This is a genomic window from Echinicola sp. 20G (genome assembly GCF_015533855.1).
Classification (GTDB): Bacteria; Bacteroidota; Bacteroidia; order Cytophagales; family Cyclobacteriaceae; genus Echinicola.
In genome coordinates this window covers 2,276,771-2,301,522 of record NZ_AP024154.1, presented here as the reverse complement: position 1 = coordinate 2,301,522, position 24,752 = coordinate 2,276,771, and the positions used below count along the sequence as shown (strand labels likewise).

Below are 24,752 nucleotides of genomic sequence, written 5' to 3'. Positions count from 1 at the left end.
ATTATGGAGCTGAAGGGCAAAAGAATATTACTTGGCGTAACAGGTAGCATTGCCGCCTATAAAGCAGCTCACCTGACCAGGTTAATGGTCAAAGAAGGAGCTGAAGTGCAAATTATCATGAGCACTTCAGCTCTTGATTTTATCACCCCCCTTACACTTTCGACACTTTCCAAGAGGCCAGTCTATCATCAGTTTCACAAAAATGAAACCGGTGAATGGAACAACCATGTAGAACTAGGACTGTGGGCTGATCTTTTTATAATTGCTCCCCTAAGTGCCAGCACCTTATCAAAACTTGCCAATGGCAACTCAGATAATTTGCTCACCGCCACATATCTCTCTGCCCGCTGCCCTGTCATGTTAGCTCCAGCTATGGACTTGGACATGTACCAACACCCTTCCGTTAAGAGCAACTTCACTAAAGTTCAAGAATATGGCAATGTCCTATTAGAAGCGGAAAGTGGTGAACTGGCTAGTGGCTTAAGCGGACAAGGCAGAATGATGGAACCAGAAAACATCCTCGATTACGTCAGAAAGCATTTCGGTACTAATCAAAATGATTTTACCGGTAAAAAAGTTTTGATTACTGCAGGACCAACGCAAGAGGCCATAGACCCTGTTAGATTCATTGGAAATCACTCCAGTGGAAAAATGGGCATTGCCTTGGCAGAAACCCTTGCCAAAAGGGGCGCTTCCATAACCTTGATCCTTGGACCTAGTCAGGCTAAAGTGAACCACCCCAATATCCACACCATACCTGTCACAAGTGCCCAGGAGATGTTCGGTGAGGCACTGTCACATCATGAAGTAAACGATATCTGTATCTTTGCCGCAGCGGTAGCAGACTATGCGCCCATGGAACCTGCTAGTGAAAAAATTAAAAAGTCAGACGAAAGAATGACCATCACTTTAAAGAAGAATGTGGATATTGCCGCTAGCTTAGGAGAACAAAAAGCTTCGAATCAAATCCATATTGGTTTTGCATTGGAAACACAGCAAGAAGAGGAGAATGCACTGGCCAAATTAAGGAAGAAAAACTTTGATATGATCGTGCTCAATTCCACGAGAGATCAAGGAGCGGGATTTCAGCATGATACAAATAAGGTAACCCTTTACCAAAAGACGGGAGAAAAGATTGAATCTGCCCTCTTACCCAAAACCGACATCGCTAAACTGATAGTTGATACCCTAAAAAAACAATTGCTTAAGAAAATTTGATTCCAAGTTTATTTTTTAACTTTAAGCAATACCAAGTACCTATGAGATTCAAATTATTTTTATTCTTTTTCATTATCCTTACTTCAAAAGTAAGTGCACAAGAACTCAACTTTACCGTAACGATCAACAGTGACCGGGCAAGAACCCAGAATAAAGACATCTTTGACCAGATGAAAAACTCCTTTGAGCAATTCCTCAATGGAAGAAGCTGGACCAATGACCAGTTTGATCCTGAAGAAAGAATCAAAGGAAACATGCTGGTAACGATCAATGATATGCCTCAGGTCGGTTTTTTTGAAGCAACTGTTCAGATTCAAGCTGTTAGACCAGTCTATGGCTCCAGCTATGAAAGCTTGGCCTTTAATTTTGTGGACCGAAACTGGAGCTTCGAATTTTTGGAATCCCAACCCATGGAATTTAACAGATATTCTCATTTAAGTGAAATCACTTCCTTGCTTGCTTATTATGCTTATACAGTCATTGGCATTGATTACGACACTTTTGCTCCAGAAGGAGGTGAGCCTTATTTTGAAATTGCCAATAATATCGTTTCCAATGCCCAGCAATCTTCCCGCCCGGGCTGGGAGCAAAACCCAAGTAATAAAAGGAACCGCTATTGGTTGATTGACGAGCTCTACAGCGCCCAAGTAACCAGACCTGTTAGGGATGCTTACTACCTGATGCACCGTTTAGGAATGGATCAACTTACCAAAAAGCCAGAGGAAGCCTATCAGAATATTCTGGAAGCATTGAAAAAACTGGAAGAGGTAAACAGAACCCAACCTAACAGCATTCTGACCATTACCTTTATGGATGCAAAATCTGATGAGATCAGTAAAATTCTTAAAAATGCTCCTGATGAGATCAAAGAACAGGCGGTGAGCATCCTACTAAAAGTAGACCCAAACAATGCCAGAAAATACAATGACATCCTAAAAGGATAGCTGGTTTTTGATTACTTTTACCCCAAATCAAAGAAAATCGATTTTACTGTATGCTAAAGAACCTGAGCATCTCTAATTATGCTTTAATAGAAACTTTGGAAATGGCGCCCTCTTCGGCGCTGAATATGATTACGGGCGAAACAGGAGCTGGTAAATCCATCATGCTAGGTGCTCTTGGACTGCTTTTGGGAAACAGAGCAGATACGAAAGCATTATTTGATGATTCCAAAAAATGTATCATTGAAGGTGTTTTTGAGATTGGAAACTATGGGTTAGAGGCTTTTTTTGAAGAAGAAGACCTTGATTTCGAAATTCCATGCATTATCAGAAGGGAAATAGCTCCTTCAGGAAAGAGCAGGGCATTTGTCAATGACACACCAGTTAGGCTGGACATTCTAAAGACATTGGGAAAAGAGCTGATGGACATCCACTCTCAGCATGACAACCTCCTATTGGGAGCAGGTGAATATCAACTGAGCCTAATTGATGCTTTTGCTCAGACAAAAAAAGAAAAAGCAAAGTATAGCGATGCTTATAAATCCTATAAAAAAGCGCTAAAGGCGTTTGATAGGCTCTCTCATGAAGCCGCTGAACTTAGAAAAGAAGCTGACTTCAATCAGTTCCAACTAGAAGAACTTTCAACTCTCCAACTTCAAAAAGGTGAACAAGAAGAACTGGAGAACGAGCAGGAAATCCTTGACAATGCCGAAGACATCAAGTCAAAGATCCATGAAAGCCTTCAACTATTAAATGGGGAAGAGTTGGGTGCAGCCAACGTGCTCATGCAAGTCAATCAAGTCATTCAAAACCTGAGCAGGTACAGTCATCGTTTTGATGAATTAAGAGAAAGATTCAACAGTATTTGTATTGAGGTTGATGACATCGCTGCCTCATTGGAGGATGAAGACAGCAAAATAGAAGTGGATTTTGATAAGCTGGAAGAAATCCGAGAAAGGCTAAGTAAAATCTATCAATTGCAAAAAAAGCATGGTCTGCAGACCGTGGAGGAGCTAATTGATCTTGAAAAAGAATTGGCAGATAAAGCGTTCCAAATAGACAACCTTGATGAGGAGTTGGAAGGCTTACAAAAAGCCACAGAAAAGGCTTGGAATGAACTGACTATAGCCGCAGAGAAACTTTCTCAGAAACGCCAAAAAAGCTTCCATGATTTCTCCGGACAAATCACAAGCCTATTAGCCCAACTCGGCATGGAAAATGCTAAGCTTGACATTTCCCATCAGATTTCTGAGCCAACCCCTAGCGGCATTGATCACATTGAAATCTTGTTCTCTGCCAATAAAGGCATTAAGCCTCAGCCTATCAAGCAGGTTGCTTCAGGTGGAGAATTCTCCAGATTGATGTTTGCCATCAAGTATATCATGGCAGATAAAGTTGCCCTCCCAACTTTAATTTTTGATGAAATCGACACCGGCATTTCTGGAGAAGTCGCTTTGCAAATGGTCTTGATGATGCAGCAAATTGCCCAAGAGCATCAAGTTATCTGCATTAGTCATTTACCGCAAGTAGCAGCCAAAGGAGACAAACATTATTTTGTCTATAAGGATAACAGTGCCCATAAAACGATCAGTAAAATCAAAACTTTGGACGATGAAGAGCGGGTTTTGGAAATTGCAAAAATGATTGCGGGAGCCAATCCGTCAGAAAGTGCCTTAAAAAGCGCCATGGATTTATTAAAGTGATATTGCTGTATCACAACACATTAGACATGTCAAAAACAGATTTATCAATACGATCTCATCTGTTTGGGTAAAATTTTATTTATTTTTACGGATTAATAAGCGAAATCAATAAAAAAATATATCATGCCTGAGAATCTACTGAAAGGAAAAAAAGGAATTATCACAGGCGCTTTGGATGAAAATTCCATAGCCTGGAAAACCGCTCTTAAGGCAAAAGAGCAGGGAGCTAAATTTGTCCTGACCAATGCCCCAATCGCCATGAGAATGGGCGCCATTAACGAACTGGCAAAGGAATGTGACACTATCGTAATCCCAGCTGATGCCACTTCGGTAGAAGATATCGAAAAACTTTATGCGGAAGCCAAAGAATATCTTGGAGGTAACTTCGACTTCCTCCTACACTCTATAGGAATGTCTCCAAACATTCGAAAAGGACGTGAATATGGTGACCTTAACTATGATTGGGCGATGAAGTCCTATGATATTTCGGCATTATCTTTCCACAAAATGATGCAGGTAGCCGAAAAGATGGATATCATGAACGAATGGGGTTCTATCGTTGGGCTTTCATATATCGCAGCACAAAGAGTTTACCCTTTCTATACGGACATGGCAGATGCCAAAGCCCTTTTGGAGAGTATTGCCAGAGGTTTTGGATACAGATTTGGTAAAAACAAAAAAGTAAGGGTCAATACAATCTCCCAATCTCCTACTGTGACCACAGCAGGATCTGGCATTGGAGGTTTCAGTTCTTTCTTTAATTTCGCCGAGTCATTGTCTCCGCTTGGAAATGCTTCTGCTGAAGCTTGTGCTGAATATATTGTAACAATGTTCTCTGACTATACCAGAATGGTTACCATGCAAAACCTCTATCACGATGGAGGGTACTCGTGCACCGGAATCTCCGAGGAGATTATGGAAAAACTTGTCGATGAAAAATAATAAAAAAAGCTCCTTAAGGAGCTTTTTTTATTTCATGTCATACCATAGTTGTACCAACCCGGAAGGATAGGCTATGCTTTTGGTCAATTCAATATCTTGTTCTGGCCTACCATCTTTAAAGAGCCTCACTCCATGCCCCACTAGATAAGGAATAACAGAAACCACCATTTTATTTATCAATTTTTCCTTTAATAGGCTGAACACCACTTCTCCCCCTCCATCACAATAAATATGCTTTCCTTCCTTTCTTTTTAGAGCTGTAATCAATTCAGTTAAACTCCCTCCATAAAATTCAACATCTTCATTTTTACCAGAAAGCGTCTTAGACAAAACATAACACTTCTTATTCTTATGAGGAAAAGGGATTCCAAAAGAAAGCAATTTGTCATAAGTCTTTCTTCCCCAAATAAGGGTGTCAACGTTTCTCTGAAAGTCTTCGTACCCATAATCCTCTCCAGGCACCTCAACCTTTGACAAAAAATCAATATTATCATCATCTTTGGCAATAAAGCCGTCCAAGCTCATAGCGATATAGAGAATTACTTTTCTTTCCATTTTTAAAGCATTTCAATCTTTATGATCAAATTACAACCAACTTATGAAAAACAAAAGAACGACAAAGGCCAACCTTAAAAATTGACAGTAAATGACCCATTGTTCAATTTATAAAACTTAGAACCTATTTTTTTACAGCAAAGAAGGCTTAAACGAAAAACGGAGTCCAAATGGACTCCGTCTTCAACTAATCATATCAATGGCAAAATCATTATTTCAAAATCTGCTCTGCTAGCCAATCACCCACTTCAGATGTTTTATAGGCCTTCTCTCCTTCAGCAATATCCTCTGTCACTATTCCTTCAGCTAAAGAAAGGTTAACTGCATCAGAAATGGCTTTTGCTTCATCTTTCAAATCAAATGCATATTCGAACATCATCGCAGCTGAAAGCACCGTTGCCAATGGGTTGGCAATATCTTTGCCAGCCGCTTGAGGATAAGAACCATGAATAGGTTCAAACAATTTGACATCTGTACCTAATGAGGCAGAAGGCATCAATCCCATAGAACCCGAGATAACACTTGCCTCATCTGTTAAAATATCACCAAACAAGTTTTCGGTGATCAACACATCATAAGCCTTAGGCCATTGGATCAACCTCATCGCTACTGCATCCACAAATTCATACTCTACTTTTACATCAGGATACTCGGGCTCCAATTCCTGTACTGTTTCTCTCCAAAGTCTGGAAGTAGCCAAAACGTTGGCTTTGTCCACACAAGTAAGCAACTTTCTTCTTTTCTGAGCGAATTCAAAGCCCATTCTTGCTAGTCGAGTGATCTCTTCTTTGGTATAAACATTGGTATCAAAAGCCTTGGTACCTTGCTCATTTCTACCTCTTGGCTCACCAAAATAAATACCACCTGTAAGCTCTCTCAAAAACACCAAATCAGTGCCTTCAATACGGTCTTTCTTCAAAGGAGATTTATGAATCAATGAAGGAAAAGTAAAAGTAGGTCTCACGTTAGAGAACAGACCCAATTTCTTTCTCATGGCCAATAAACCCTGCTCAGGTCTAACTTTAGCCTTAGGATCATTATCATACTTTGGGTCACCAATTGCTCCAAATAGAACTGCATCAGATTGCACACAAACTTCATGTGTTTCGTCTGGATATGGGCTACCAGTAGCATCAATAGCTGCCGCACCCACAATGGCTTCTTTAAAAGTAATGGTATGGCCAAATTTCTTTCCAACGGCTTTGACCACTTTCACAGCCTGATCGATTACTTCAGGGCCAATGCCATCACCTGGCAGTAGCGCTAAATTCATTTCCATATAAGTTCGTATTTTCTGTTTTTCCTATATTCATTTGTTCAATGATGTTGAGCATTTTTTCTGTGGCCATCATTGCCGCCACAGTCTGGTCACTATCAAGACCTTTGGTCTTGATAATCCTACCATAGTCCCAAGTGATTACAGTTTCTACAAAAGCATCGGTCTTTCCTCCAGGAGGGATACTTACACTAAAGTCTGTCAACTTGGGCAGAGTTTTATTGAGTGACTTGTATATTTTATGCAATGCCAGCATAAAAGAATCAAACTGCCCATTTCCTGAAGCATGTGCTTCATAAAATTGGTCTTTCACCTTAAGCCTTAATTGTACTGTCGGCTTAAGTCCTTTGGAATGGGTCATATGATATCCTTCAATGAGGATATCCTTTTTGATACTATTGTTCTGTAAAACATCCGAAATGATATAAGGCAAATCCTCCGTTGTAACCCTTTCTTTACGATCTCCTAATTCGATGATCTTTTGGGTCACTTTACTAAGCTCCTCAGGCTCTAGGGAAATCCCTAACTCCATCAGATTTTTCAGGATATTGGCTTTACCTGATGTTTTCCCTAGTGCATACTTCCTTGTTCTTCCGAAGCGTTCTGGAAGCAAATCATTGTAGTAAAGGTTTTTCTTATTGTCTCCATCAGCATGAATTCCTGCTGTTTGGGTAAAGACATTTTCACCGACTACTGGTTTGTTTGAGGGTATATGAAGTCCAGAAAACTGCTCTACCAACTTACTGATCCGGTAGATTTTGTTCTCCTGAACATTCAGCTTAAAATCTGTGAAATCCGTGATACTAGCCACGATACTCTCTAAGGGTGCATTTCCAGCTCGTTCGCCCAAGCCATTGATGGTACTGTGAATTCCGGAAATCCCATGGTTTACAGCTTCCAATACATTGGCTACAGAGAGATCGTAATCATTGTGGGCATGAAAGTCAAAATGGATATCGGGATATTTGCTGGTAACCTCCTTTACAAAAGTCCTTACTTCTTCAGGCTTTAGAAGCCCCAAAGTATCAGGAAGCATAATCCGCTTCACCTCTTGACTCACCAAAAAGTCAATTAAACTGATGGTGTAATCCTTGGACTTACGCATCCCACTACTCCAATCTTCCAAGTACACATTTACCGCTATGCCTTTTGATGAAGCATATTCAATGCATTTCGCAATATCAGCAAAATGTTGCTCAGGAGTTTTCTTTAGTTGGTAGGTAAGGTGATTGAGTGACCCTTTGGTCAGCAGGTTCAATACTTTAGCTCCCGCCAAGACCAACCAGTCCACAGAGGCGGGCGTGTCCACAAAGCCCAAAACCTCCACCCTATCCAAGTATCCTTTTTCAGAAGCCCAATGCGTGATTTTCTTCACCCCTTCCAGCTCCCCCTCAGAAACCCTGGCAGATGCTACCTCTATCCTATCTACCTTCAATTCTTCCAATAGCAGCTTGGCTATCTGAAGCTTTTCAGAAGGCAAAAAGGACACACCTGAGGTCTGTTCACCATCCCTCAGTGTGGTATCCATGATTTCTATTTTCTTATGAAGACGCATGTCTCTTTAGTTATTATTTGCTTGCTTCGAAAGCAACGATATCTTCCTTGATGTTCAATAGATAATCGATATCATCAAAACCATTTTTCATGTTTTCCTTTTTATAGGAATTGATATCAAAAGATTCTGATCTACCAGTGCTCAACAACGTAATGGTCTGTGTATTGATATCCACTTCTACTTCCGTGCTCGGATCTTTCTCTACTTCGGCAAAGATTTCATCCAAAAATTCAGGAGTCACCGTTACAGGTAGTATTCCAATGTTCAAAGAGTTATTTTTGAAGATATCCGCAAAGAAGCTAGAAACCACACATCTGAAGCCATAGTCATAGATGGCCCAAGCTGCATGCTCTCTACTGGATCCTGAACCGAAGTTCTTTCCTGCTACCAACACCTTACCAGAGTAAGTAGCGTCATTAAGCACGAAATCCGCCTTAGGGTTTCCTTCACTATCATATCTCCAATCCCTGAACAAGTTATCGCCGAAACCTGCTCTTTCAGTAGCTTTCAAGAACCTTGCAGGAATTATCTGATCCGTGTCCACATTTTCTGTTGGCAAAGGAACCACGGTGCTTTTTAATATATTAAACTTATCGTAAGCCATTTTTGATCAATTTAGATGATTATAGTTCTCTTGGATCGGTTACTTCACCTGTAATGGCTACTGCCGCCACAGTCAAAGGAGAAGCCAAAAGGGTTCTTGCTCCAGGCCCTTGACGACCTTCGAAATTCCTATTGGAAGTAGATACTGCATACTTTCCTGCTGGAATCTTATCATCATTCATGGCCAAACAAGCAGAACAGCCTGGCTGTCTAAGTTTAAACCCTGCTTCTTCCAAAACGCCTACAAGGCCTTCTTCGATGGCCTGCTTTTCCACCTCTCTAGAACCAGGAACTATCCAAGCCGTAATATTATCCGCCTTCTTTTTGCCTTTCACAAACTCAGCTACAGCACGGATATCTTCAATTCTTCCGTTGGTACAGCTACCCACGAAAACATAATCAATTTTCTTTCCTTTGATTGGCTCACCAGGAGCAAATCCCATATAATCAAGTGACTTAATATAGGATTTCTTATTGCTACCTTCCATACCATCAGTGGTAGGAATATTGTCCTTGATCTTGATCCCCATGCCAGGATTGGTGCCATAGGTAATCATTGGTTCAATATCAGCAGCATCATAAGCATATTCAAGGTCAAACTCAGCACCTTTATCGGTTTTGAGAGTCTTCCAGTAAGCTAAAGCTTTGTCCCAATCTTCACCTTTGGGAGCATGCTCTTTTCCTTTAAGGTAATTAAATGTCGTTTCATCTGGAGCAATCAAACCACCACGAGCACCCATTTCAATACTCATGTTACAGATGGTCATCCTTGCTTCCATACTTAAGCTTTGAATAGCCGAACCGGCATATTCAATGAAATAACCAGTACCACCACTGGCAGAGATTTTAGAGATGATATAAAGAATGATGTCTTTAGAAGTAACACCTTTGTGCAGCTCGCCATCCACAGTAATTCTCATACGTTTAGGCTTGGACTGCATGATACACTGTGACGCAAATACCATTTCAACTTCGGAAGTACCGATACCGAAAGCAATCGCTCCAAATGCACCGTGTGTAGAAGTGTGGCTATCTCCACATACAATGGTCATACCTGGCTGGGTAATACCCAATTCCGGACCAATTACGTGAACGATACCGTGATGATCTGTACCCAGATCGTGTAATTCAATATTGTATTTCTTACAGTTCTCACGCAGCTTTTCTACCTGCATGCGAGAAAGTTTATCTTTGATAGTCTTGTCCTGATCGATGGTGGGAACGTTGTGATCAGGGGTGGCTACCGTTCTCTCAGGGAAGAGAACTTTGTTGCCTCTTTTTTCTAGGTTAAGGAAGGCGACCGGGCTGGTTACTTCATGGATAAAGTGTTTATCTATGAAAAACACATCAGGTCCATCAGGGACTGACTTCACCACGTGAGCGTCCCATACTTTGTCAAATAATGTTTTCTTTTCCATCGCTTCTGTTATCAATCATCTTAAACTTCAGAAGGAATAGGAACCAGAGTGATCTCTTTCTCCTATTCCTCCCGTCCCGATTTTAATCGGAATTAGGGAAAGTCTCTATTTTACTCTTAAACAATCATATCGTTCATTTTATTCCAGAGACTTTCCTTTAAAGTATATTAATTGTTCTCTGGTCTCAGTTTACGAACTGTAGCACCAGCTTGCCACATTTCAGACTCTCTTAGCTCCTTCAACTCTTCTTCCAGCTTCACTCTGTAGTCAGACTTACTGTTAGACTCGATAGACTTAGCAGCTTCCTTACCATCTTTAACGCTTTTGTAAAGATCTTCGAATACTGGCTTAGATGCATCTCTGAATGGCTTCCACCAATCCAAAGCACCTCTTTGTGCAGTAGTAGAACAGTTAGCATACATCCAGTCCATACCGTTCTCAGCTACCAAAGGCATCAAACTCTGAGTCAATTCTTCAACAGTCTCGTTGAAAGCCTCAGAAGGAGAGTGACCGTTTTCTCTCAATACTTCGTACTGAGCGGCAAAGATTCCTTGGATAGCTCCCATCAAAGTACCTCTCTCACCTGTAAGGTCAGAAGTCACTTCTCTGTAGAAATCAGTTTCAAATAAGTAACCAGAACCTACTCCGATACCTAAAGCAATCACTCTTTCTCTAGCTTTACCAGTAGCATCTTGGTAGATCGCGAAAGAAGAGTTCAAACCTCTACCTTCTACGAACATTCTTCTCAAGGAAGTACCAGAACCCTTAGGAGCCACCAAAATCACATCAACATCCTTTGGAGGAATGATACCAGTCTGGTCATTGTAAGTCACACCGAAACCGTGAGAGAAATACAAAGCCTTACCTGGAGAAAGGTGTTTCTTTACAGTTGGCCAAAGGGCGATCTGACCTGCATCAGAAAGCAAGAACTGAAGGATAGTACCTTTTTCACAGGCTTCTTCCAATTCAAAAAGCGTCTCACCAGGAACCCAACCGTCAGCTACGGCTTTATCCCAAGTTTTGGAATCTTTACGCTGACCAACGATTACATTAAAACCATTATCTTTCAAGTTAAGTGCTTGACCTGGACCTTGTACACCATAGCCCAATACAGCAATCACTTCGTCTTTAAGTACTTCTCTGGCTTTCTCAAGAGGAAATTCTTCTCTTGTTACTACATCTTCTTCAACTGTTCCGAATTTCAGTTTCATTGTTTCTAATTTTAATTATTTAAGTATTGTTCAATTGTTCCCATTGGTTTGGCCACCGCCACCCTGCCTGATCTGGCAAATTCAAGGATACTGAAATCCTTCAAAATTTCCAGCAGTGCTTTAGTGTCTTCTTTGTGGCCTGTCATTTCGATCACTACAAACTCCTTCTCTGCTGAAATGATCCTTGCATTATATTGTCTGATGACTTTTTCCAAGCCCGGATCAAGACTGCTGATAGGAATTTTGTAAAGTGCGATCTCTTGGTAAACGACTTCGTCGTCCTTGTAATAAAAGGACTTGATGACGTCTATTATTTTTTCAGTTTGCTTTACAATCTGAATGACCTGCTCTTCAGTCGTGGTCACTTCTATGGTGATCCTGTGCACACCATCTTCCTTACTTTCAGAAGCAGTAAGGGCATCTATATTCACGCCTCTTCTAGTAAAAATCAAAGTTACTCGATTAAGAATACCTATGAAATTTTCCGTAAAAAGGGATATTGTATAACGATTCATAAAATGTGGCTTAGCTTAATCTCACTTCTTCTACTGAACATCCTGTAGGAATCATAGGGAACACATTGTCCTCTTTTTCAACGACTACCTCAAGGAAATAAGGGCCGTCATGCACCATCATTTCTGCTACAGTATCTCGAAGATTATCCCTTTCCGTAACCTTAGAAGCTTTCATATTATAAGCTTCAGCAATCTTGATGAAATCAGGATTATCAAGTTCTGTAAACGAATAACGCTTATCAAAGAACAACTGCTGCCATTGTCTTACCATACCCAAGAAATTGTTGTTCAGTAATACAATCTTTACAGGACTTTGTGTTTGCATAATGGTACCAAATTCCTGAATAGTCATCTGTATACCTCCATCACCGACTACACAAATCACCTGGCGATTTAGATCTGCCAGTTGTGCCCCCAATGCCGCAGGCAAACTAAAGCCCATTGTCCCCAAACCTCCAGAAGTCACCTGAGTTCTAGTAGTTTTGTACTTAAAGTACCTCCAAGCAATCATCTGGTGCTGTCCCACGTCAGTTACCAAAATGGCATCATCTTTTTTGAAGTCGTTCACGTAGCGAATAACCTCCCCCATGGTCAGGCCAGTTTTAGTGGGCAATAAGTCCAAGGAAACTACAGCGCTTTTCTCTTTTTCTTCCAACTTTCTAAACTCGCTCAACCAATCCTGATGAGAATTCTCTTTCAGTTTTTCAGTCAGTAGAGGTAAACTTTCCTTACAATTGCCAAGTATAGATACTTCGCATTTTACATTCTTGTTAATCTCCGCATTGTCAAGCTCCAAGTGGATCACCTTGGCTTGTTTGGCATAACGTTTCAGGTCCCCGGTTACCCTATCATCAAAACGCATTCCTATAGCAATCAAGACATCACATTGGTTGGTCAGCATGTTTGGGGCATAGTTACCATGCATTCCCAATTTTCCTACATACTGTGGATGATCTTCATCCAAAGCTCCTGATCCTAATAAGGTACAAGCTGCAGGAATTCCACTTTTGTCCAAGAATGCCTTTAGTTCTTCTTCTGCTTTCCCTATTACAACACCTTGCCCATACAACACATAGGGTTTTTTAGCTTGGTTAATTATTTCTGCTGCTTTTGCAACACTATTTTCATTGACCTTTGGATAAGGACGATAAGACCTGATCCCAAGACAAGGCACATAATTAAACTCTCCTAAGGCATTTTGTGCATCCTTGGTAATGTCTATTAAAACGGGTCCCGGTCTCCCTGATCTAGCAATATGAAAACCTTTGGCTATAGCCGGAGCTATGTCTTCTACCCTTCTTACTTGGATGTTCCATTTAGTTCCTGGCATGGAAAAACCTACCACGTCAGTTTCCTGAAATGCATCCGTTCCCAGCAAAGGCGAAGCCACTTGTCCCGTAATGCAGACCAGAGGAGTGCTATCAATCATGGCATCTGCTATCCCTGTGATCAGGTTAGTAGCACCTGGCCCTGAAGTAGCCATACAGACCCCGACTTTTCCAGAGACTCGCGCATAACCTTGCGCTGCATGGATTGCTCCCTGTTCATGTCTTGTCAGTACATGCTTGATTTGGTCCGCGTAATCATAAAGTGCATCATAAACTGGCATGATGGCACCTCCTGGATAACCGAAAATATATTCGGAATTTTCAGCTACCAAAGATTTGATTACGATCTCAGCTCCTCTGATTCTCGAATCTTTCATGTGTAATTAAATTATATTTGAGGTTTTTCTTCCTTCTAATTGGTAGTCTATTGCCTTAGCCCTTGTCCGTAACACAACCCTCAGAGGCAGTAGACACCAATTGACTGTATTTCTTTAAAGTACCTTGAAGATGGCTTAAATCCTTATTCTTCCAGCTTTTCTTTCTTTCGGCAAACACTTCATCACTTACGTCCACATTAAGTTCCAAAGTCTCTGCATCAATAGTGATCGTATCTCCATCCTGAATCAAACCAATCGGTCCTCCCATATATGCCTCAGGAGTGACGTGGCCAACTACAAAACCATGCGTGCCACCGGAAAACCTACCATCAGTAATCAAAGCCACATCTGATCCAAGTCCAGCACCAATGATAATGGCTGTAGGCTTTAACATTTCTGGCATCCCTGGCCCACCTTTTGGTCCCACAAAGCGAATTACTACAACATCCCCCTTCTGCACTTTCTTATTCTTCATAGCCTCATTGGCTTCTACTTCACTGTTGAATACCCTGGCTGTACCTGTAAATGATTTACCTTCTTTACCAGAAATTTTGGCCACCGCGCCTTCCGGCGCAAGGTTTCCATGAAGTACACACAAGTGTCCTGTTTCCTTGATTGGGTTATCCAATGGGTGAATTACACTCTCTTTGGATGTCTTCACTGGCTCGATACCTTCTAAGTTTTCTGCCATTGTTTTACCAGTAACAGTCATGCAATCCCCATGAAGTAACCCTTCATTCAAGAAGTACTTCAAGAAGGCAGGCAGCCCACCCATATCATAAAGGTCTTCCATCATGAACTTACCACTTGGCTTGAAATCACCCAAAACTGGTGTTTCAGCATTGATACGTTTAAAATCTTCCAAAGTAAAATCTACACCAGCAGTTTTTGCAATGGCCAATATGTGTAAGGCGGCATTGGTACTTCCCCCAAGGGCTACAGTCACCCTCACAGCATTCTCTATACTCTTCTTGGTTACAATATCCTTTGGCTTTATGTCTAGGGCCAAAAGTTGCTTGATATATTTACCCATATTCTTACATTCCTCACGCTTCTCTTTAGAAGTCGCAGGGTAAGAAGAACTAAATGGCAGTGAAAGCCCCATGGTCTCAATAGCTGAGGACATGGTATTAGCGGTATACATACCACCACAAGCACCCGCACCAGGACATGCATTTTTGATCACACCCATATAATCCTCATCTGATATCTGGCCATTGATCTTTTTACCATACGCCTCAAATGCAGAAACAATATTCAATTTTTCTCCTTTGTAATGTCCGGAACGAATAGTACCTCCAAAAACCATGATACTTGGACGATTCACCCTTAACATTCCCATCACAACACCCGGCATGTTCTTGTCACAACCAGGAATGGTAACCACTCCATCAAATGAGTGTCCTAAAATAAATGACTCGACAGAATCAGCAATCACCTCTCTTGAAGGAAGGCTATAACTCATCCCTGCAGTACCCATAGAAATACCATCGGAAATACCGATGGTATTGAATATAAATCCTGCTAAATCAGACTTGTTGGTCGAAGCTTTGATTTCTTCGGCGAAACTGTTCAAGTGCATGTTACATGGATTACTTTCATACCCACAACTGGCTACCCCTACAAAAGGCTGCTTCATCTTTTCATCACTCAATCCTGTAGCGTAAAGCATGGCCATCCCTGCCGGATGCTCCTGATTATCGCTTATTTCCCAACTATATTTCTTCAAATCACTCATTATATATCTAATTCTGTTATCGTCTTATAAAAAAAAGTGCCTCATGGTATGAGGCACTTTATTGCTTTATGGATGTTCTACAATAGTCTAGCGCCTCATTTACAATTGAAAATGAGAATAATAACTAGGTTAATGACGCTGACTATTCTTGACATGCTTTTAAAGTGTTTAGTGGTGTCTTTTTCTGTTTAATTTTAAATGCTTAACAAAAGTAAAACCCTATTTTGACACTTACAATATTTTATTTCTTTTTTTAAAATGAATCAAAAATTAAACTATTGTCTATCTTGAAATTAACACGAGAATTTAGTGGATTTTTTATGCAATACACTCTTTTATGTTTCATAAAAAAATTATTTATCTAAATTTCAGAATTTTCTTCTGATTTTATTTTTTTTTAAATTTTTGTTAAAAAAAACAGGCTAAACAAGGACTAAAACCAACTTTTTAGACATTTTTTAACACAACCAACAAACATTAACGCAAGAATCCTTAAAAAGAACCAAAATTAATACGCCTATTTTAATAGTTTTGCATCAATACTTCTTTTATGATTTCTATGATACAATTCCCTAACGCAAAAATAAATTTAGGACTTTCCATTACCGAAAAAAGAAAGGATGGCTATCACGAAATCGAAACCTGTATGTTTCCGGTTCCTTTGTGCGATGCTCTTGAAATCACCTTATCCAATAAAACAAAGTTTACAGGTACTGGACTGACCATTCCTGGCAAAGAGAAAGACAACCTCATCTTAAAAGCACTTAAGCTTCTCCGAAAGGACTTCAATGAGCTACCCCATATTGACATCCATTTGCACAAAACCATTCCGATGGGGGCTGGGCTTGGTGGCGGGTCTGCAGATGCTGCTTTTGCCCTATCTATGATGAACAGCCTATTTGATCTTCACCTTGAAGATTGGTTTTTGGAAGATTACGCGGCAGAACTTGGCAGTGACTGTCCTTTTTTTATTGAAAACAAACCCAAAATCGCTAAAGGAAGAGGTGAATTATTGGAAGAAGTAAATCTTGACCTCAATGGATGTTGGATTACTTTAGTCAATCCTCAAATCCACATTGGCACTAAAGAGGCCTATGCAGGAGTGCATCCTCAACTCCCACAATATGAATTAAAAGAAACGCTGGCTGATCGCTCCTTATGGAAAGAAAGACTGGTCAATGATTTTGAGAGCAGCATATTCACCAAGTATCCTAAAATTGCGGAAATCAAGGCCCAACTTTATCAACAAGGAGCTTTCTATGCCGCCATGTCAGGATCTGGATCAACAGTATTTGGCCTATTTGATAAAGAGCCTGAACAAAAGAGTTGGCCGAAAGAGTATTTTACTTTCTCTAAACCACTTTAACAGAAAAAGAAGTAGCTGCTTTTGTAGCTACTGCATCCTCAATAACTGCTTCTGTTTCCTCCTTTTGTATATAAAATTAAATACCGGATAAAGAAAAACTGAAACCAGTATAATCAAAGTACCTAGATAAAAACCTGATGTCATCTGTTCCTTTTCTCCAAAAATCAACACCGCCAAAATAATCCCATAAACTGGTTCTAAGTTAACAGTAAGGTTGATCACAAAAACAGTCAACCTTTTCATCAATTCTACGGATACTGAAAAAGCATAGACGGTACAAACACCACTTAGCAGCAACATCCAAAACCAGTCGCTTAAAGTTAAATCCATCTGAAGTACTCCATTTTCAGCAAAGAACAGCACATAAAACGGCATAAACAAAGCAGTAAAAACACACGCCCCCATCATTTCATAAAATGTAATTAAATAGGGAGAATGTTTCTTGGTCAGACGACCATTACTCACCGTAAAACATGCTCCCAAGAAAGCTGAGCCAACGGCCATCACTATGCCTTCCCAATATTTAATTTCAAATCTGAAGATTACATAAAGTCCCACCAAAACCACAAGCCCAAGCATCACTTCATACCATTTGATTCTAGAATGGTTGACCCATGGTTCTATAAATGCAGTCCATAAAGAACAAGTGGCCATTCCCGCCAAACAAACTGATGCAGTAGAAACCCTCGCCGCTCCAAAAAACAAAATCCAATGGAGCCCTATTAATGCCCCTGTCCCAAGAACTTTGGCCAATTCTTTTTTAGGAATGATTATTCTGCGTCCCTTTAAAACAAAAAGCACACCCAATATTAGGGTAGCTATGAATGTCCTGAAAAACACAATTTCTACGGCAGGTATGCTGATCAACAAACCTAAAATAGCCGTAAAGCCCCAAATCAAAACAATGAAATGGAGCATCAAATAGTCCTTGAAAGCTGACCCTAGCATCGGGTTTAACGGGGAACAGTTTTATACATAACCAAACCTGTTATCGCAAATACAATATTGGGCAACCAAACTGCCAACACCGGATAAGGAGTACCAGCTTCTGCAAAAGTTCTGGACAGTAAAAACAGTATGATATAAATAAATGCCAACAAAAAGCCCAGAGCAATCTTGAAACCGGACCCTCCTCTTGTCTTTTTGGAAGAAACAATCACTCCAATAAAGGTTAAGATAATAGCTGCAAAAGGAGACATAAAACGTACATAGCGTTCTATCTTATAGAAACTTACATTATCTGCCCCACGATCTTCCAATACCTTTATCTGTCTGCCCAACTCTGGAAGATTAAGGGTTTCATGGTGGTTCGGAGGCAAATCAAAGTCATTAGGAGTAATGGACAATACTGTGTCCATCCGCTCACCAACAGAATACTCTTCCCCCATATCCTCCAACACCCTGAGTTTCCAGTTCCTCACTTCCCACGCATTGGTAGCCGTATCCCACACAATTCTGTCAGCAGAGAGCTTTGAAAGCAACTTCCCTTCTTCAATATGCTCCAAGGTAAATGAATAACCAGTTTTAGGCCCAGTATAGTACCTTGAAATATAGGCATACACATCTGGAGCCACCTTTACATGTAGGTTCTGATAATTGTACTGACTATCATCTTCCAAATACTCCCTCTTAAATTCATAAACACCAGCAGTAGCACCAGGAAGTACCCAGCCATTAAGCAGAAAACTGGCCAGCGCAATCATAGAAGCCCCTACTAAGAAAGGCCTTAGCATCCTCAAAAAGCTCACCCCACTACTTAAAACAGCAATAATCTCCGTTCTCCCAGCCATTCTGGAAGTAATAAAAATCACTGAAATAAACACTGTGATTGGAGTCAGGAGATTGTTCAAATACAAACCGTAGTTAAACATGTACTTAATGATCTCTCCTGAAGGAACATTATTTCGGATAAACTCATCATTCTTCTCGGTAAAATCAAGCACCAAGACAATCATGATCAGCATCAAAACCACAAAAAAGTAGGTCTTGAGAAAATCCTTTATGATCAGTTTATCCAATAACTTCATTATAATCTTCTGCTTACTTTCTCAACCATCATATCTTTCCAAGCGGCAAATTCACCTGCCTTGATTTTCTCTCTTGCCTCTCCCACTAACCAAAGGTAAAAGCTTAAATTATGGATACTGGCAATCTGTGCTGCCAAGATTTCTTTACTGATAGTAAGATGTCTCAAGTAGGCTTTGGAGTAAAAATTACTCACATAACTATTGATATTGGGATCAATCGGTGAAAAATCATCTTTCCATTTTTCATTTCTCATATTCATGATCCCCTCTGAAGTGAACAGCATACCATTTCTGGCATTTCTGGTTGGCATAACACAATCAAACATATCCACCCCTAAGGCTATGCATTCCAAAATATTGGCGGGTGTACCTACTCCCATGAGGTACCTCGGCTTGTCACTTGGCAAAATATCTGTCACCAATTCAGTCATCTCATACATCATCTCGGCAGGCTCTCCCACAGAGAGTCCTCCAATCGCATTGCCATCCCTCTCACAGGAAGCTACAAATTCAGCTGACTGCTTTCTTAAATCTTTGTAAACACTTCCTTGAACGATAGGGAAAAGTGTTTGTGCATAACCATATTTACCTTCAGTGCTATCCACTCTGTCAATACAGCGCTTTAACCAACGGTGCGTCATTTCCATGGATTCCCTCGCATAGCCAAATTCACAAGGATAGGGTGTGCACTCATCGAACGCCATGATAATGTCTGCCCCAATGCTTCTTTGGATGTCCATCACATTTTCAGGGGTAAACTTGTGCTTGGAGCCGTCAATGTGTGATTTAAAAAGTACGCCCTCTTCTGTAATTTTTCTTGTTCCAGCCAAGGAAAAAACCTGATACCCGCCACTGTCAGTCAATATTGGCTTGTTCCAACCATTGAATTTATGAAGTCCTCCTGCCTTTTCCAGAATGTCAATCCCCGGCCTAAGGTAAAGATGATAGGTATTGCCCAAAATAATCTGCGCCTTAACATCATAGGTGAGTTCTCTTTGATGAACTGCCTTTACAGAACCCGCCGTACCTACAGGCATGAAAATAGGAGTTTGAATATCTCCATGGTCTGTTTTGACCACCCCAGCTCTCGCCTTACTCTTTTCGTCTTTACTTTCGAGAATAAACTTCATTAATCATCAGTTTCAAACAAGATAAAACGACCTTGTTATGATTTAGTTATCAAATCCAGCACAAAAATATAAGCTTATCCTTAAAAGAGTTGCTGTTTTTGATTTTATCTTTGCCTCGAAATCAAACAACACATGATCATCAATATCCTGTGGCTCATTTTTGGAGCCGCTACTTCTATACAAATCATCTACCTTTGCTTTATTTACGGCAGGCTAAGTTTTTTTTACCATCGAAAAGAATCCAACAACACAGATATCAACCAAGAGGGGGTCAGTATCATCATTGCCGCTAGGAATGAGGAAGAAAACCTCAAAAAACTGATTCCTGAGCTGTCCAAACAAAACTATCCGATATTTGAAATCCTTGTGATCAACGACCGGTCATTTGACAACACCCGTTTTCTCTTGGAAGGCATGATGAGTCAATACCCAGGACTAAGAACGGTAACAGTAGACTATACACCAGATCATGTTACCCCTAAGAAATATGCCTTGACCTTAGGTATCAAAGTGGCTAAATATGACGTACTACTCCTCACGGATGCAGACTGTATTCCAGCCTCCGAAAATTGGATTTCCCAAATGACTAGACCCATCAGAAATGAAAATAAAACTTTTGCACTGGGCTATGGAGGCTATGAAAAAACCAAGGGTTTTCTCAATGCTTTGATCCAATATGAAACTTGGTTCACGGCTATTCAATATTTTTCTTTTGCACTCTGGAAGGCCCCCTTTATGGGAGTTGGCCGAAACTTGGCCTACCGCCGAGGGTTCTTTATGGAGAAAAAGGCATTCAAAGATCTGTGGCAGATTCTTGGAGGAGATGACGATCTATTCGTGAACAAATATGCTCAAAGAAGCAACACGGCTGTGGTGATTCACCCTGAAAGCATTACCATATCAACTCCTAAAAAGACCTTCAAAGAATACTACATTCAGAAAAAGCGTCACTTTCAGACTGGAAAGTACTATAGAGCCGCTGACAAAATTAAAATAGGGCTTTATGCAATTAGTCATTTGTTTTTTTGGGCTTCAGCCATAGCTTTGATGAGTATTACGCAAAAATGGGAACCAATTGCAGCAATTGTAAGTATTATAGTTATACGGGCATTGCTCCAGTTTTCAACCATTAACAGCGCAATCAAGAAAATCGAAGGACATGGAAAAGTGTTCTGGACGATGTTTTTCGATTTAATGTATTTAAGCTATTTTTGGATCATTGGGGCTAAAGGTTACCTATCAAAAACAGTTAGATGGAAATAAACGAAAGAGGGTTCTCAGACAAAGCGCTAGAAGATTTTGACTTAATAGACAGAGCAGTAGACCAAAAAGACCAGCAGGCTTATGCAACTTTAATGAAACGGTATAAAAAAGCCGTCTACTTCATGATCTTGAAAATGATCCGTGATGCAGATGATGCTGAAGATCTGACCATGGAAGCCTTTGCTAAAGCTTTCAGGAACCTACACAAGTTTAAGAAAGACTACACTTTTAGTACCTGGCTGTTTAGAATTGCCACCAACAACACCATTGACTTTATCAGGAAAAAGAAACTCAAGACCATGAGCTTGAACAATACTTTGACCGATGATGGAGGAAATTCCGTGAACATCGACGTGGAAGACGACGAAAACAATCCACAGGATGAATTCATCAAAAGCCAAAGAATTGAGATGGTCCGCATCTTTGTGGACAAACTTCCCGCTAAATATAGAAAACTGGTCAAACTGAGATACTTTGACGAGCTATCATACGATGAAATTGCGCAAGAGCTCGATAAACCATTGGGAACTGTAAAAGCACAGCTGCACCGGTCAAGAGAGCTTCTTTACGAAATCGCCCAAGGCAAGGAGAGACATATTTAGATGGTAGATATAAAATACTAGACATCAGAGACTAGATATTAGATGTAAGATTTTGGACATACATAACTGTCGGCATGTCCTCTAGCTGTTCCGGGTTTTCAGTCCGGAACATGTATTTGTTCCCAATTTATTTCTTAAGGCCTCTTATTTTTATTTTCGTCCCTATTGAATACCAGAAAAAAATCTGTGATCATCCTTTTATTCTTTGGCATCACCTTTTAAGCGTATTCCAAAAAGGAATGAATCTAAAACAGTATCTTTGGGGGTTTTAATGACCAAATCACGTACAGTATGAACCAGGAACTTGACCTGATCTTAAAATATTTTCCAGACATTAACGATAAACAAAAAGAGCTATTTGCTGCTTTGGGAGAACTTTATCGGGATTGGAACCAAAAAATCAATGTCATCAGTCGAAAGGACATGGATGCTTTCTACACACACCATGTACTTCACTCGTTGGGGATTGCTAAGGTAATGAAGTTTGAACCTGGCACTTGGGTATTGGATATTGGCACTGGCGGTGGCTTTCCAGGGATCCCTCTTGCCATCATGTTTCCTGAAACTAATTTTCACTTGGTAGATTCCATTGGAAAAAAAATCACTGTGGTGAAAGATGTGACCAAAACGCTTAAGCTAAGCAATGTTGAGGGCCAACAAGTAAGGGCTGAGTCATTGCAACGTAAATATGACTTTGTGGTCAGCAGGGCTGTTACAAGAATGATCAATTTCTACCCTTGGGTGAAAGGAAAATTTAAAAAAGAAGATTTCAATGAATTCCAAAATGGCATTTTATATCTCAAGGGAGGTGAAGTAGATGAAGAAATGGAGGAATTGGACATCTCCTATGTGTCCTATCATCTTGAAGATTACTTCACAGAAGAATTCTTCGAAACCAAAAAAGTAGTCTACGTTCCTTTTGAGGGAAAAAGATGAAACATATTTACCGGTGCTCTTTCCTCAAGATAAGGGCATCGGATTTTTTTCTTCACAATTCATCTGTTAAATCTCACTTTTTGCATTAAAAATGCGCTGAAATGCACCTTTTGGAGTTTTTACCTTTTCATTTTTTTACTATCTTCAAAGCTAACCCAAAAAGCCACTCATTTTTTATACCATTCAATTTAACAAAATGACAAAAAGACATCTTTATGGCACAGGGCTTATCGGTAACTGTGCTTACATCGCCCATATTGAAAAAGACACTAATATCAGTTGGCTTTGCTTCCCAAGGTTTGACAGTGATTTCATTTTTGGTGGAATGCTTGACCGGGAAAAAGGTGGTGAGTTTAACATTTTACCAGAAGACCAATCCTTTACGTCTGATCAGGAATACCTGGAAAATACAAATATCCTCAAGACTACTATCACTCTAGACAATGGTGAGGAGGCTTACTCCGTAACAGATTTCGCCCCCCGTTTTCATAATTTTGATCGTTACCACAAACCATTGATGGTGGTAAGAAAGGTTGAACCACTAAAAGGAGAGCCTAAAGTTAAAATCAACTGCAAACCGGTCGCGAACAGAGGAAGTCTTCCCCTCAAACCTTCCATGAGCAGCAACCATATTGAATATTTAGGTGCAGAACAACAAGTGAGGCTTACAACCAACTGCTCGGTAAATTATATCATTGAAGACATGGCTTTTAGGCTTCAGCGTCCCATTTACCTTTTCTTCACTTATGGTCAACCTTTGGAAGCCCCTGTAGAGAGTACCGCTGAAAGGTTTTTACAAGCAACCACCCAATACTGGAGGGAATGGATCAAATCGACTAGCATTCCTCATTTTTATCAAAAGTTAGTGGTAAGATCTGCTTTGGCACTTAAAATTCACCAGTTTGAAGACACTGGAGCCATTATCGCTGCCTCCACCACTAGCTTGCCAGAATCCCCAGGATCTACCAGAAATTGGGACTACAGGTATTGCTGGATACGGGACAGTTATTACACCTTAAATGTATTCAACTCCCTTGGCCACTTTCAAGAATTGGAAAGGTATTTTGAGTATATCCAAAACTTACCAACTAACGCAAACGGTCGTTACCAACCTCTTTATTCCATTACCGGGTCTGCACTTTTGGAAGAGGAGCTGAGTGACCTTTCAGGTTACCTTGGCAATCAACCTGTGCGATTTGGGAATCAAGCTTATACCCATATTCAAAATGACCTTTATGGACAGGTATTGGTTAGTTTATTGCCTTTATATGCGGATAAGCGTTTTATTGAATCTGAGAAAAGTCATTCTGCTCCCTTCATTCATAATCTGCTGGATATGATCGAGGAAACCATGAATGAAAAGGATGCAGGATTGTGGGAATTCAGAAATTTGGCCCAAGAGCATTGTTATACTTTCATTTTTCACTGGGCGGGATCATGTGCTGCTATCAAAATTGCTGATAGGCTGGGTGATGACAGCCTAAAAGTAAAAGCAGAAAGACTAAAGGGACTAGCAATCGAAAAAATAGAAGCTTGCTATGTCCCTGAAATGAAGGCCTATGCCCAAGCCATAGGCACCAAAAACATGGATGCCAGTACATTGCAGTTAATCACTATGGGCTATTTTGGAAATGATATTGAAAGGGCCAACAACCATCTTAAGATGCTGGAAAAGGACTTATTGGCAAAGGATTACCTTTTCTACAGATACAAACACATGGATGATTTTGGCGTTCCAGAAACCACTTTCTTGATCTGTGCATTCTGGTATATTGAAGCACTGGCTTGTGTCAACCGCTTGGATGAGGCCGTAGAAGGGTTTGAAACGCTGACCAAATATTGTAATCACCTTCAGTTGTTCTCGGAAGATGTAGACCAAGAGACTGGCAGTCAATGGGGTAATTTCCCTCAGGCTTATAGCCACGTTGGCCTAATGAATGCCGCCTACAGAATAGGCCAGAAATTAGACAAACCTAATTTCTTGTAGTTTTCTAAAAACACTTAAACCACTAAGCAGAGCAATTAATTATTTATTATCTCTTGGCTAA

Annotated in this window: 21 protein-coding genes; 9 read left to right on the top strand and 12 right to left on the bottom strand. The window is 40.4% G+C overall.

Annotation, left to right across the window (positions count from 1 at the left end; translation table 11 throughout):
* Window positions 1-3: 3 nt before the first annotated feature.
* From coaBC to JL001_RS09875, 4 genes are all read left to right on the top strand, one after another.
* Window positions 4-1,218 carry a bifunctional phosphopantothenoylcysteine decarboxylase/phosphopantothenate--cysteine ligase CoaBC gene (gene coaBC, locus JL001_RS09890; RefSeq protein ID WP_200975928.1) on the top strand — a complete coding sequence of 405 codons (1,215 nt, stop codon included), beginning with the start codon at window positions 4-6 and terminating at the stop codon, window positions 1,216-1,218.
* A 41-nt stretch (window positions 1,219-1,259) separates the two neighbouring features.
* The gene (locus tag JL001_RS09885; RefSeq protein WP_200975927.1) at window positions 1,260-2,162 is read left to right on the top strand and encodes a DUF4835 family protein; all 903 of its coding nucleotides are present in this window, start codon (window positions 1,260-1,262) and stop codon (window positions 2,160-2,162) included.
* A gap of 50 nt (window positions 2,163-2,212) precedes the next feature.
* Complete coding sequence (recN, locus tag JL001_RS09880) at window positions 2,213-3,862, top strand: DNA repair protein RecN (RefSeq protein ID WP_200975926.1); 1,650 nt, start codon at window positions 2,213-2,215, stop codon at window positions 3,860-3,862.
* Window positions 3,863-3,985: 123 nt separating this feature from the next.
* The gene (locus tag JL001_RS09875) at window positions 3,986-4,804 is read left to right on the top strand and encodes an enoyl-ACP reductase (RefSeq protein ID WP_200975925.1); all 819 of its coding nucleotides are present in this window, start codon (window positions 3,986-3,988) and stop codon (window positions 4,802-4,804) included.
* Window positions 4,805-4,831: 27 nt separating this feature from the next.
* Here the strand turns inward: JL001_RS09875 and JL001_RS09870 are convergent, their stop codons facing one another.
* The 9 genes from JL001_RS09870 to ilvD form a co-directional block, all read right to left on the bottom strand.
* The gene (locus tag JL001_RS09870; RefSeq protein ID WP_200975924.1) at window positions 4,832-5,359 is read right to left on the bottom strand and encodes a dihydrofolate reductase family protein; all 528 of its coding nucleotides are present in this window, start codon (window positions 5,357-5,359) and stop codon (window positions 4,832-4,834) included.
* Window positions 5,360-5,570: 211 nt separating this feature from the next.
* A complete protein-coding gene (gene leuB / locus JL001_RS09865; protein WP_200975923.1) occupies window positions 5,571-6,638 on the bottom strand; it encodes a 3-isopropylmalate dehydrogenase in 1,068 nt (355 codons plus the stop codon).
* Window positions 6,607-8,190 (bottom strand): alpha-isopropylmalate synthase regulatory domain-containing protein, encoded by a 1,584-nt coding sequence (locus JL001_RS09860; protein ID WP_200975922.1) that lies wholly within the window; start codon window positions 8,188-8,190, stop codon window positions 6,607-6,609. Before JL001_RS09860 ends, leuB begins: the two co-directional genes overlap by 32 nt.
* Before the next feature lie 13 nt (window positions 8,191-8,203).
* Window positions 8,204-8,794 (bottom strand): 3-isopropylmalate dehydratase small subunit, encoded by a 591-nt coding sequence (leuD, locus tag JL001_RS09855; RefSeq protein ID WP_200975921.1) that lies wholly within the window; start codon window positions 8,792-8,794, stop codon window positions 8,204-8,206.
* Window positions 8,795-8,813: 19 nt separating this feature from the next.
* The gene (leuC, locus tag JL001_RS09850; protein ID WP_200975920.1) at window positions 8,814-10,211 is read right to left on the bottom strand and encodes a 3-isopropylmalate dehydratase large subunit; all 1,398 of its coding nucleotides are present in this window, start codon (window positions 10,209-10,211) and stop codon (window positions 8,814-8,816) included.
* A gap of 167 nt (window positions 10,212-10,378) precedes the next feature.
* Window positions 10,379-11,422, bottom strand: a complete 1,044-nt coding sequence (gene ilvC, locus JL001_RS09845) for a ketol-acid reductoisomerase (protein WP_200975919.1) — start codon at window positions 11,420-11,422, stop codon at window positions 10,379-10,381.
* An 11-nt stretch (window positions 11,423-11,433) separates the two neighbouring features.
* Window positions 11,434-11,937 carry an acetolactate synthase small subunit gene (gene ilvN / locus JL001_RS09840; protein ID WP_192008513.1) on the bottom strand — a complete coding sequence of 168 codons (504 nt, stop codon included), beginning with the start codon at window positions 11,935-11,937 and terminating at the stop codon, window positions 11,434-11,436.
* Between the two features lie 10 nt (window positions 11,938-11,947).
* A complete protein-coding gene (gene ilvB, locus JL001_RS09835) occupies window positions 11,948-13,642 on the bottom strand; it encodes a biosynthetic-type acetolactate synthase large subunit (protein ID WP_200975918.1) in 1,695 nt (564 codons plus the stop codon).
* 55 nt (window positions 13,643-13,697) lie between these two features.
* On the bottom strand, window positions 13,698-15,380 hold the full coding sequence (ilvD, locus tag JL001_RS09830) for a dihydroxy-acid dehydratase (RefSeq protein ID WP_200975917.1): 1,683 nt from the start codon (window positions 15,378-15,380) through the stop codon (window positions 13,698-13,700).
* A 559-nt stretch (window positions 15,381-15,939) separates the two neighbouring features.
* Here ilvD and ispE point away from each other — a divergent pair.
* Complete coding sequence (ispE, locus tag JL001_RS09825; protein ID WP_200980366.1) at window positions 15,940-16,746, top strand: 4-(cytidine 5'-diphospho)-2-C-methyl-D-erythritol kinase; 807 nt, start codon at window positions 15,940-15,942, stop codon at window positions 16,744-16,746.
* A gap of 27 nt (window positions 16,747-16,773) precedes the next feature.
* On the opposite strand, the gene JL001_RS09820 is transcribed toward ispE, so the two are convergent.
* The 3 genes from JL001_RS09820 to tgt are packed head-to-tail and all read right to left on the bottom strand — an operon-like array spanning window position 16,774 to window position 19,903.
* Window positions 16,774-17,694, bottom strand: coding sequence for a DMT family transporter (locus JL001_RS09820; RefSeq protein WP_200975916.1), 921 nt, complete (start codon window positions 17,692-17,694; stop codon window positions 16,774-16,776).
* 5 nt (window positions 17,695-17,699) lie between these two features.
* Window positions 17,700-18,773: an LptF/LptG family permease gene (locus tag JL001_RS09815; RefSeq protein WP_200975915.1), complete on the bottom strand. Its 1,074-nt coding sequence runs from the start codon at window positions 18,771-18,773 to the stop codon at window positions 17,700-17,702.
* A complete protein-coding gene (tgt, locus tag JL001_RS09810) occupies window positions 18,773-19,903 on the bottom strand; it encodes a tRNA guanosine(34) transglycosylase Tgt (RefSeq protein ID WP_200975914.1) in 1,131 nt (376 codons plus the stop codon). The genes JL001_RS09815 and tgt overlap by 1 nt, the downstream gene beginning before the upstream one ends.
* Window positions 19,904-20,035: 132 nt before the next feature.
* Between tgt and JL001_RS09805 the strand changes: the two genes are divergently transcribed.
* From JL001_RS09805 to JL001_RS09790, 4 genes are all read left to right on the top strand, one after another.
* A complete protein-coding gene (locus JL001_RS09805) occupies window positions 20,036-21,166 on the top strand; it encodes a glycosyltransferase (protein WP_200975913.1) in 1,131 nt (376 codons plus the stop codon).
* The gene (locus JL001_RS09800; RefSeq protein ID WP_192008533.1) at window positions 21,157-21,768 is read left to right on the top strand and encodes an RNA polymerase sigma factor; all 612 of its coding nucleotides are present in this window, start codon (window positions 21,157-21,159) and stop codon (window positions 21,766-21,768) included. The genes JL001_RS09805 and JL001_RS09800 overlap by 10 nt, the downstream gene beginning before the upstream one ends.
* Window positions 21,769-22,059: 291 nt before the next feature.
* The gene (rsmG, locus tag JL001_RS09795; protein WP_200975912.1) at window positions 22,060-22,704 is read left to right on the top strand and encodes a 16S rRNA (guanine(527)-N(7))-methyltransferase RsmG; all 645 of its coding nucleotides are present in this window, start codon (window positions 22,060-22,062) and stop codon (window positions 22,702-22,704) included.
* Between the two features lie 196 nt (window positions 22,705-22,900).
* Complete coding sequence (locus JL001_RS09790) at window positions 22,901-24,691, top strand: glycoside hydrolase family 15 protein (protein WP_200975911.1); 1,791 nt, start codon at window positions 22,901-22,903, stop codon at window positions 24,689-24,691.
* The last annotated feature ends 61 nt before the right edge of the window (window positions 24,692-24,752 follow it).